Raw genomic sequence first — 9896 nt, 5'->3', positions numbered from 1 at the left:
CTATCCCACGTTAAGGGGGTTGAGGGTGATGCTTATCCGATTACGCCGTTTGCGGTACGTACTAAGGATGGAGTAGAGCGATCCGATTTGCTCATCCATCTCGACGCTAATGTCCCCGGTTCGATGGGTTGCATCGTGATGGATGAAGATGAGTATGCGGATTTTTGCAAGACGTTTGCGAGCGTTCTCGTCGGGCATGAAAAAATCAAGCTCTGGGTTCAGTACGATTTCTAAGTAGGGGATTCTACTTTATCCTGTGCCTTACATTTTGGAAATACTTTGCCACCAAATCTCTAGGCGGTTAAATCAACCAAGTTGCTAGTTAGAAAAATGCCGACGATTGAAATCGTGGCTAGTGTTGCAAAGTCCGCCTACGCGGACTAATATGTCAGTCCGCAGGCGGACTTTGCATCATGAGGAGTGGTTTTAACCACTTTTAGTATCGGTAGTAGCTTGGGTTAAATACTCAAAGCAGCCTTAATTTTAGCCAAGGCGGAAGCCTCCGTAGGACTAATTTTAGGATCTCCAGAACCAAACAAGCCACTCCCCGCCGCACTCGCAACGGCTTCGGCGCAAGCGTAGATAAACTGTTTGTATTCGGTAATCTCCGCTGGCGTTGCCTTAGTGCCGATAGCAGCTACGGCAAAATCGACAGATGCGATCGCTTTGGTCACAAATGCGCCAGATTGGATATCTTCGGCTTTAACATCTGGTTTCTTACGCTGGATCTTACCGCTGGAGAGGATTTCTTCAGAAAAAGCGGCTTGAACGATCGAATTACTAGGATATTTTTTCCCCGCACCGACGATTTCTTTAGTTAAGGCAACAGCTTCAATTGCCGTGGAGATAATCCCCATATCTGCCATTGCGACTGCCATACCGATTGTCATTGGTGCGTCAGCGATCGCGTTTAGTTCTTCGGGAGTGTATGTCATAAAACTACTCAATCTGATAGGACTGGTTGTATTCTAGCAGTTTCAAGTTATTTACATCGATCGGTTCTATTCCCTATTTCCTATTCATTGCGTCCCGATCTCAAGATGCGAGAAAGCCGATCGAGATCGTCGCATAATTGGGATAATAGTATAAATTACCCATTTTCCCTCTGATATGGCAATCATCTCTTCCAAACAGCCAGCCGCCGATGCCGAACAGCCGCCAAAAGAGAAGAAGAAAAAAAGTCCCAAAAGTGTTCCCCAGCCAGCACACCCCACGCAGTTAGCATCCGTCGTCGAGCCGGAAATATTACAAGCCGAGACTAATAACCCAGAAGAAAAGATTCAGGAAGAAAGCCTCAGACCGAGCAGTCTCCAAGAATATATCGGACAAAAGGATCTCAAAGGCGTACTCGATATCGCCATTCAAGCTGCCAAAGTCCGGCAAGAATCGCTCGATCATTTGCTCTTATATGGGCCGCCAGGATTGGGAAAAACGACCTTGGCTCTAATTTTAGCTACAGAAATGGGAGTCAATTGTAAAATTACCGCAGCTCCCGCGCTCCAAGGCCCTCGCGATATTTTGGGGATTTTGATGAGATTGCAGCCAGGAGATATTTTATTTATCGATGAAATTCATCGACTACCGCGCATTACCGAAGAAATTCTCTATCCCGCGATGGAAGATTTTCGGTTAGATATTACTCAGGGGAAAGAGGCAACAGCCAAAATTCGGAGTATTCCGCTGCCGAAATTTACGCTGGTGGGGGCTACAACCAAGGTAGGATCGCTGACATCGCCATTACGCGATCGATTTGGACTGGTTCAGAAGTTACGCTTTTATGAGGTGGATGAATTGACGCTCATCGTCAGCCGGACGGCAGAGATTTTGCATACAGCCATTACGCCAGAGGGTGCGGCAGAAATCGCCAGACGCGCGCGGGGAACGCCACGGATTGCCAATCGGTTGCTCAAACGAGTGCGCGATTACGCTCAGGTTAAAGGCTGCGATCTCATCGATGCCGAAATTGCTAGTACCGCGATGGAGATTTATAATGTAGACCCATTGGGCTTAGATTGGGTCGATCGATTGTTACTAACGACGATGGCGGAACAGTTTAATGGTGGGCCAGTCGGATTGGAAGCTCTAGCCGCATCTACAGGCGAAGATCGACAAACGATCGAATCTGTATATGAGCCGTATCTACTTCAAATTGGCTATCTCCACCGCACCCCACGCGGACGGGTAGTAACGGCGGCGGCGCGCAAGCATTTGGGCTTAAAAGAGGCAAATGATAGTGGCGAACAGCTATCTTTACTCGAAAAAGGGTAAAAGGTAAAGGTTGCAGTTTTTATAAATCCCAAGGGTTGAAAATCTCAATCTGACAATCTACAAAGTCATCGACATTCCGAGTGGCAATTAGCGCGTTATTCGCTAGACAAATAGCAGCAATTTGAGCATCAGCTTGAGCAATCGGCTTACCAATTTTCTTGCGGTTTGCAGCAATCTCGGCAAAACAGATAGCTGCTGTTTGTTCAAACGAAATAATCTGGCTCGAAAAGTCTTCAACAAACATCCTTTGGGCAGCTTCTCTTAGAGCTTGGCTGCGTTTACCATCTGGTAAAATTGCTATGCCATAGAGAATTTCCGCTTGGGTAATACTGGTTGTAAATAAGTTCTCTCTAGGCTGTGCAGCAACCCAATTTTTAACTTTTGTCAAGCCTTGTGGCTTCATGAGTTCGGATAATACATTAGTATCGAGAACAATTTTCATACTTAGGTTGCATCAAAGTTGGGGATTGTTCTCATAGGTTCTCTGGTAATCTTAGGTAGTTCAAAACGATCGAGATGTGCAAAACGGCGATCTATCGCTGCGGCGAGATTAAGTTTAGTTGTTGTTTCAGGAACTAATACGCTGTGAAGAATGGACTCGATCTCTGCTTCGATTGAATGTCCATGTTCAGCGGCACGTTGTTCTAAACGGATAATTAGATCTGGTTCTAGCTGATGAATTGTAATATTAGACATGGCACATTGATATAAACTTTACTGTTAACTGTCGATCGATCGAGCTGGCAAATTTTGAATCTGAGTGGCAAACCACAGAGCAGCATTACCATTCTCATTATCCATCTGTTCTAAAGTTTGTTCTAATAATTCGATCGGCAATCCGGTTAATGCCACCGATTCGCTACATTGTTCGTACTTCCCATCAATTAATCTAAATGCTAAAACTTGTTTACCTTTAACATCGATTACCCAATATTCAGGAATACCTAAAGCCAGATATAATTGTTTCTTTTCATCTAAATCGATCGCTAAAGTAGTATCGGAAATCTCCGCCACTAGATCGGGTACGCGCCACAGATCTAAGTTAACTCGGCGCGGTTCTCCTGGTTTCCATTTTGGAGAGTTACCACCAACATACAGCACTTTATCGGGTGCGGCACTCTGAGTCTGGGGTTTCTCCATTACGCAACCACCCAACAGATCGAATTTCACATCAGCTTGCCTATAAAACCAGACAAATAATATCAATGAGAATAGTTCGTTAAATCGCGAGTGGTTGATGCCTTCGTCGCCCATATCGATCCAAATTGTGTCTAAATTAAAAAAAACACGCTCCTGTTGGTCGAGATTTTCCACGCGTTCTATATACTCATTCCAAGTGGCATTACGCCACGAACTTATTCTAGCTGGAAGATCGATGATAAGGGCAGTATTCATAGGATATAACCTCTGATGATGCGATTGGCTAGAAACCCAACTTATTCAAGACAGTCGGGTTTCTGTTTTAAGTTGATACAGTCTGCGGAGTTGTTTTGCGATTGCGTACTTCTAGCCAAATCAATAAGGCATTGATATCGGCAGGATTTACACCGCCGATGCGGGTGGCTTGTCCGATGGTGGCGGGTTGGATTTGGGCTAATTTTTCGCGCGATTCTTTTGAGAGAGTTCCGATCTCATGATAATCGATATTACTGGGGAGTTTGCGATTAGATTGTTTGCTCACTTGGTCGATTTGATGTTGTTGACGACTCAAATATCCTGCATATTTAATCTCAATTTCGGCACCTTCGCGTTCGGCAATTTCGAGAGCGTTATTACCCAATTCAAATTCAATTAAATGCGGGTAATGGAAGCCCGGACGACGCAAGAGTTCGGCGAGGGTAATGGAGCCTTTGATAATCTCTCCTGTGGCTGCTGTAATCGCTTTCCCTGTGGGTTCGAGTTCTTTGACTCTAGTGCGTTCGAGGCGGTCTTTTTCGGCAACAATTTGGGCTTGTTTGCTAGTAAATAAGGCCCAACGTCTGTCATCGATCGTGCCAATTTCTCGACCTAATGGAGTTAGTCTTTGGTCGGCATTATCCGATCGCAATAATAGCCGATATTCCGATCTACTGGTTAGCATTCGATAGGGTTCGCGCAGATCTTTGGTACACAAATCGTCGATTAATGTGCCCAAATAACTGTGTTCGCGGGGAAATACAATCATCTCTTGATGGTTGACAAATCGCGCGGCATTTACCCCGGCGACAAATCCTTGTCCGGCGGCTTCTTCGTAGCCAGTGGTACCATTTACCTGTCCCGCACAAAATAGCCCTTCGATTTTTTTGGTCATCAGGGTGGGATAGCATTGAGTCGCGGGGATGTAGTCATAATCGACTGCATAAGCCGGACGCAACATCACGCACGATTCCATCCCTGGGAGCGTCCGCAGCATTTCGACTTGGAGACTTTCGGGTAAGCCTGTTGAAAATCCTTGAATATACAATTCTGGAATATCGCGTCCTTCGGGTTCGATAAAAATCTGGTGACTTTCTTTATCGGCAAAGCGGACAATTTTATCTTCGATACTCGGACAATATCTCGGCCCTTTAGAATCTACCCAGCCGCCATATACGGGCGACAGGTGCAGATTATCGCGAATTAACTGATGTGTTGCCGCAGTCGTGCGCGTGAGATGACAAGGAATCTGTTCTTTCTCTACCCACACTTCTGGGTCGAAACTAAACCAGCGCACGCGGTTATCGCCCGGTTGTGGTTCCATTTTAGTATAGTCTACCGATCGCTTGTCTACTCGTGCGGGGGTGCCAGTTTTGAGCCTGCCAGTTTCAAAACCCAGACGGTGCAGGGTTTCTGTTAATCCAGTGGCAGCAAATTCGCCCGCGCGTCCGGCGGACATCGATTTATTGCCTACCCAAATCGTCCCACCCAAAAACGTCCCGGTAGTCAAAATTACCGCCTGACATTCAAACGCGACCCCAAAATAAGTCTCAACGCCAATTACCTTATTATTTGCATCCAAAACCAAATCTGTGACCATTCCTTCCCGAATGGTAAGATTATCCTGATTTTCGACAATATTTTTCATTACTGCTGCATATTCACGCTTGTCGGTTTGTGCGCGTAATGCCCACACAGCAGGCCCTTTCGAGTCATTCAAGACCCGTTTCTGTAAATAGGTACGATCGGCCATTTTGCCAATTTCACCGCCCAGCGCGTCGATTTCGTGGGTGAGCTGAGACTTCGCTGGGCCGCCGACGGCTGGGTTGCAGGGTTGCCAGCCGATTTTATCGAGGTTGAGGGTGAGTAATAGGGTGCGACAACCTAATCGTGCGGCTGCTAGTGCGGCTTCACAGCCTGCATGTCCGGCACCGACAACAATAAGATCGAAGGCATCTTGGAATTTAACGTCAGGATTCATAATTGATGGGGGAGGAGCTTAATTTTGAACTTTTCCGCCCTGAGATAATTAGGTACGATCGAGTATATTCCTATTATATTCTGCCGATCGGGTCGAATTTGGCGCGATCGCTAAAAATAGGGGCAATGTCTTGTCGGTTTTTTTATTCGGAGGGAACCTCCGAATAAAACCGCCGCTTCATCAATTACCCCTACTCTAAATTATGGCGATATCGATATTGTGGTTAGACGTTGGCGTAAATTCTACCGTCAGGCATCTTCGCACCAGTCAGAATCGTGCCCACCATGCTCGCACTGCTCATTTCAGCGCGCATTAAATTAGCATTCGTCAGATTGGCATCTTCTAAATCGGTTTTGGCTAAATGTGCCTCGATTAATTCCACATTTACCATCGTCGAATAACACAAAATCGTCCGAGTCAGATCTGCATGGTGCATTCGCGCATCTGTAAGATCTGCATAACTGAGATTGGTATTTGCCAGCTTGATCTTAGACATAATCGCCCGACTGAGATTGGCACCTGTCATTTCACAGGCTGTCATAATTGCCCGTTCGAGCTTGGCGAGCGAAAGATCGGCATGGGGCAGATTTGCCTCGTGCAGATTGGCTTCGGTGAGAATGGCATTAGTTAATTTCGCACCCGTCAGATTTGCGCCAGAAAGATCCGTCCCTTTAAGGTTGGCTTCAGTGAGATTGGCGTAACTGAGATCGACTTTCGATAAATTGGCTCCAGCCATGTTAGCGTTGCGAAGATCGGCTCGACAGAGTTTGGCACTGCGGAGATTGGTATTGTAGCTGCGCTTTTCTTCGCGAAAATTAGCCGCCCGCAAGCACGCACCGCTGAGATTGGCACCACTGAGATTGACATTTCGCAAGTCAGCATCCATCAAATTGGCATCGATGAGATTTACCCATGTCATATCTGCACCGCGAAAATCGACATATTGGAGGCTAGCTCCATGTAAATCGGCATCGCGGAGATTGGCACCTTGGAGATCGGCTCTAATTAGTGTCGCACCAGCTAGCTTGCAGTTAGAAAGGTTAGTTTTGAGAAACTGCGCGCGATTGAGATAGGCAAAAGTGAGATTACTTTTACGCAAATCTGCTTGGTTGAGGACAATATCGATTAAATCTTGAGAAACTAAACTAAAGCCGCTCAGATCGACTGAGGTAAAATCCCGCTCGCCACCACGATATCGCCACAATAGTTCTTCCGCTTCCATAGCTTGGATAGTATCTTGAGTTGATGATGTCTTATCTAGTGTTCCCCAGATTGTTGTGGTTGTTACTGCTCGGTTGTGTCAATCTTGTCGAAAATCTGTCACCATTTTGGTACTACAGACAAGGATGTGCGGGTAGCAACGCGATTAAATTTTTAAAAACCAACTGCGACGATACATTAAATAAGCAACACCCAACCATAGTAAGACAGTCGCGATCGCAAACAGTACGCTACTATTGAGATCTCCCGCCCAACCGAATAAGCTACTATTCAACCATTGATAGATCGATTTAGCTTCCTTGCCGCTGCCAATTTGGTTAACCATAATTAACTTGATTAAGACAATCGAAGCCACATAAATAAAGATGGCATTCAAACCCAAAATCTCGAATGACTCGAACCATTTTTTGTGTTTACGCACATCTACTAGCTCGTAACAGGCAGCCAAAGAAATTAGCCCCGCACCTGTGGTAAATAGCACGAACGAACTCGTCCACAGCTTTTTATTAATCGGGAAAATGCCATTCCATAATAAGCCAATTACTACCGCCGCCAATCCAAACATCAACAGATTAGTACTCGTCCGAGAATTGACCGATTGAACTTTCAACCAGGTACCAGTTAAGTAACCCAATAAGATACTCGATATTGCAGGCAAAGTCCCGAATAAGCCTTCTGGATCGCTCTTGTATTCAGAACCTTTGTGTAAATGTGCTGGGGTAATAATTAATCGATCGATATAAGCCCCAAAATTACCTGCTTTACTAAATATACCATCGCTATTATCTAAAGCTGGGACGAATGATAGGATCAGCCAGTACCCAACTATAATTCCGATCGATAAGATCCAGATCTTTTTTTTCGGAAGTAATAAGACCGCGATCGAAGCACAGAAAAATCCGATCCCAATCCGTTGTAAAACGCCCATAATTCGCAACTTATCGAGGTTGGCGAATAGTTTTGGATCGGTTAAGTTATAGTTCCAGACTAGATTATTCAACAATAAGCCTAGCCCAAACAAAATCAGGCTGCGTCGTGCGATTTGCCAATAAACTTGCTTGGTTATCGGGGCATTACCGCTGGTATACTTAGCTAAAGAAAATGCCATCGATACGCCAATAATATACAAGAAAAATGGGAAAACTAAATCGGCGATCGTCCAGCCATGCCACGGCGCATGTTCGAGCCATACATATTTTTTACCGTCATCAGGTAGGCTTGCCATATTTACTAAAATCATGGTCGCCATTGTGATGCCACGAAAGACATCCAAAGAGGTTAAACGCATAGTAAGCGGGGAGAAGGGAGCGGGGAGCGGGGAAGGAATGAAAAGTCTTATTGGCTTCGATCTTAGCTCTGAATCCCCCTGTCTTGTCGTTTTTTTATTCGGGGGTTACCCCCGAATAAAAACGCCGCTAAATCCCCCTTTTCAAGGGGGACTTCCGGATCTGGTTCCCCCCTTGAAAAGGGGGGCTAGGGGGGATTTCTGAGGTTTACGCTTAACAAACTAGACTTTTCAGATACCTTCTGAGGGAGAAAAAATTATTTAGAGTAAATTTACCAGATAATAATCAGATTTGTAAATTTAATTGAAAGATCGCTCAATTTAAGATTTTGAAGTTGTAAGCGATCGCGCAATTCTAAAATTCTATTCCAGGTTGGGCTTTAACACCTTGTTCGCGGAAAGGATGCTTGATTAGCGTCATTTCCGTAACTAAATCGGCAACATCGATCAAGCTTTGGGGCGCGCCTCTACCAGTCAGAATCACATGCGATAGTTCGGGTTTTTGAGCCAAACCTGCGATTACTGTTTCTGGACTGAGATAGCCTAATTTAAGTGCGATATTAATTTCGTCGAGTAATACTAATTGATAATTCGGATCGACGATATATTCGAGAGCCTGCGCCCAAGCACGCTCGGCGGTAGCAATATCCCGATCGCGATCTTGAGTATCCCAGGTGAAACCTTCACCCATTGCCTGAAATACTAGCTGGTCTCCAAACCGCTCTAGCATCGCCTTCTCGGCGGGTTCCCACGCCCCTTTGATAAATTGGACGATCGCGACGCGATAGCCGTGTCCGAGCGATCTGAGTACCATTCCCAGCGCGGCGGTAGTTTTGCCTTTACCCGTGCCAGTATTGACAATTATCAACCCTTTTGCCGCGATCGATTTCTCAATCCGCTCGGCTTGTACCTGCTGGCGACGCTGCATTTTTTGTTGATATTGTGCGTCAGTTAGATTCGATTCTGTCATTGAGAAACCAGTGGATAGTGGATAGTGGATAGTGGATCGCAAAAAATGCGTGTTTAGACTTCGATCTATGTAAGCACATTTTCAAGATAGCGAATCGAAAAATCGAGCATTGAAGTGTATAATTACTGTTGCGTTTGGTATTTAGATATTATCAAGTTGTCAGCAATCAGTCTGCTCGATTGAAAAGCGGTCTCTTTTTTATATAATATTACCAAATTGGATGGATAAGATTGTTAATAAAACTATCCACTATTCACTATCCATTATTCACTATTCACTATCCCCTATCCCCTAATTTACCTTGCCATCCGGACGAACACACGATCGAGTGACTCTGTGGAGTTTACCTATTATCGCGGGAAGTACACTGTTAATTACTTCCCGTGCAGATTTGGCATTTTGGGTTTCAGGAGGATTTTTAGCAAGCGGGTTGATTTTTGGGCCAGATTTAGATTTATATTCTATTCATTACAAACGATGGGGGAAATTGCGCTGGTTGTGGCAACCTTATCAACAAGCTCTCAAACATCGATCGATCTGGTCGCATGGGCCGATTGTTGGGACGCTCGGACGGATTATTTATTTGAGTTTGTGGGTGGGATTATTCGGTTTGTTTTGGTTGGGAATCTCTCAATTCATCGGTATTAAGACATATACCGGACAACAGCTATTAGCTATTCTCCAACAGTCGATCTCTAAAAATTCTTTAGTATATATTGCTGTATTCTGTGGTCTAGAATTGGGTGCGATGAGTCACTACACAAGCGATTGGTTGG

The 9896-nt window shown here is 45.1% G+C and carries 10 protein-coding genes and 1 pseudogene; 3 read left to right on the top strand and 8 right to left on the bottom strand.

Going from position 1 to position 9896, the window contains the following annotated elements; all coding sequences use genetic code 11:
* Positions 1 to 234 (top strand): annotated as a pseudogene (locus RMO79_RS11095) (hypothetical protein); the annotation flags it as partial.
* Between the two features lie 224 nt (positions 235 to 458).
* Here RMO79_RS11095 and RMO79_RS11090 read toward each other — a convergent pair.
* Positions 459 to 935, bottom strand: coding sequence for a hypothetical protein (locus RMO79_RS11090; RefSeq protein WP_310483216.1), 477 nt, complete (start codon positions 933 to 935; stop codon positions 459 to 461).
* Between the two features lie 175 nt (positions 936 to 1110).
* Here RMO79_RS11090 and ruvB point away from each other — a divergent pair, with 175 nt between their 5' ends.
* Positions 1111 to 2268, top strand: coding sequence for a Holliday junction branch migration DNA helicase RuvB (gene ruvB, locus RMO79_RS11085; RefSeq protein ID WP_310483215.1), 1158 nt, complete (start codon positions 1111 to 1113; stop codon positions 2266 to 2268).
* A 19-nt stretch (positions 2269 to 2287) separates the two neighbouring features.
* On the opposite strand, the gene RMO79_RS11080 is transcribed toward ruvB, so the two are convergent.
* From RMO79_RS11080 to cobO, 7 genes are all read right to left on the bottom strand, one after another.
* Positions 2288 to 2710 (bottom strand): type II toxin-antitoxin system VapC family toxin, encoded by a 423-nt coding sequence (locus RMO79_RS11080; RefSeq protein ID WP_310483213.1) that lies wholly within the window; start codon positions 2708 to 2710, stop codon positions 2288 to 2290.
* A gap of 2 nt (positions 2711 to 2712) precedes the next feature.
* Positions 2713 to 2964: a FitA-like ribbon-helix-helix domain-containing protein gene (locus tag RMO79_RS11075; protein ID WP_310483212.1), complete on the bottom strand. Its 252-nt coding sequence runs from the start codon at positions 2962 to 2964 to the stop codon at positions 2713 to 2715.
* Positions 2965 to 2988: 24 nt separating this feature from the next.
* On the bottom strand, positions 2989 to 3663 hold the full coding sequence (locus tag RMO79_RS11070; RefSeq protein ID WP_310483210.1) for a Uma2 family endonuclease: 675 nt from the start codon (positions 3661 to 3663) through the stop codon (positions 2989 to 2991).
* A gap of 67 nt (positions 3664 to 3730) precedes the next feature.
* Positions 3731 to 5644, bottom strand: a complete 1914-nt coding sequence (gene mnmG, locus RMO79_RS11065) for a tRNA uridine-5-carboxymethylaminomethyl(34) synthesis enzyme MnmG (RefSeq protein WP_310483209.1) — start codon at positions 5642 to 5644, stop codon at positions 3731 to 3733.
* A gap of 223 nt (positions 5645 to 5867) precedes the next feature.
* Complete coding sequence (locus RMO79_RS11060) at positions 5868 to 6866, bottom strand: pentapeptide repeat-containing protein (protein ID WP_310483208.1); 999 nt, start codon at positions 6864 to 6866, stop codon at positions 5868 to 5870.
* A 144-nt stretch (positions 6867 to 7010) separates the two neighbouring features.
* Positions 7011 to 8153, bottom strand: coding sequence for a heparan-alpha-glucosaminide N-acetyltransferase domain-containing protein (locus tag RMO79_RS11055; protein WP_310483207.1), 1143 nt, complete (start codon positions 8151 to 8153; stop codon positions 7011 to 7013).
* Between the two features lie 352 nt (positions 8154 to 8505).
* The gene (gene cobO, locus RMO79_RS11050) at positions 8506 to 9120 is read right to left on the bottom strand and encodes a cob(I)yrinic acid a,c-diamide adenosyltransferase (protein WP_310483206.1); all 615 of its coding nucleotides are present in this window, start codon (positions 9118 to 9120) and stop codon (positions 8506 to 8508) included.
* A gap of 301 nt (positions 9121 to 9421) precedes the next feature.
* Here cobO and RMO79_RS11045 point away from each other — a divergent pair.
* Positions 9422 to 9896 (top strand): metal-binding protein (locus RMO79_RS11045; RefSeq protein WP_310483205.1); only part of this gene is annotated, 475 nt, incomplete at its 3' end.

The organism is Chamaesiphon sp. VAR_48_metabat_403 (genome assembly GCF_031422475.1).
Taxonomy (GTDB): Bacteria; Cyanobacteriota; Cyanobacteriia; order Cyanobacteriales; family Chamaesiphonaceae; genus Chamaesiphon.
The sequence above is the reverse complement of the archived record's forward strand: the minus strand, read 5'-3'. Positions and strand labels throughout refer to the sequence as shown.

What these genes read in the sequence shown, in the direction of transcription:
- RMO79_RS11055 (WP_310483207.1), bottom strand. Translation starts at nt 8,153, where the DNA reads ATGCGTTTAACCTCTTTGGATGTCTTTCGTGGCATCACAATGGCGACC.
- RMO79_RS11080 (WP_310483213.1), bottom strand. Translation starts at nt 2,710, where the DNA reads ATGAAAATTGTTCTCGATACTAATGTATTATCCGAACTCATGAAGCCA.
- mnmG (WP_310483209.1), bottom strand. Translation starts at nt 5,644, where the DNA reads ATGAATCCTGACGTTAAATTCCAAGATGCCTTCGATCTTATTGTTGTC.
- RMO79_RS11070 (WP_310483210.1), bottom strand. Translation starts at nt 3,663, where the DNA reads ATGAATACTGCCCTTATCATCGATCTTCCAGCTAGAATAAGTTCGTGG.
- RMO79_RS11090 (WP_310483216.1), bottom strand. Translation starts at nt 935, where the DNA reads ATGACATACACTCCCGAAGAACTAAACGCGATCGCTGACGCACCAATG.
- ruvB (WP_310483215.1), top strand. Translation starts at nt 1,111, where the DNA reads ATGGCAATCATCTCTTCCAAACAGCCAGCCGCCGATGCCGAACAGCCG.
- RMO79_RS11075 (WP_310483212.1), bottom strand. Translation starts at nt 2,964, where the DNA reads ATGTCTAATATTACAATTCATCAGCTAGAACCAGATCTAATTATCCGT.
- cobO (WP_310483206.1), bottom strand. Translation starts at nt 9,120, where the DNA reads ATGACAGAATCGAATCTAACTGACGCACAATATCAACAAAAAATGCAG.
- RMO79_RS11060 (WP_310483208.1), bottom strand. Translation starts at nt 6,866, where the DNA reads ATGGAAGCGGAAGAACTATTGTGGCGATATCGTGGTGGCGAGCGGGAT.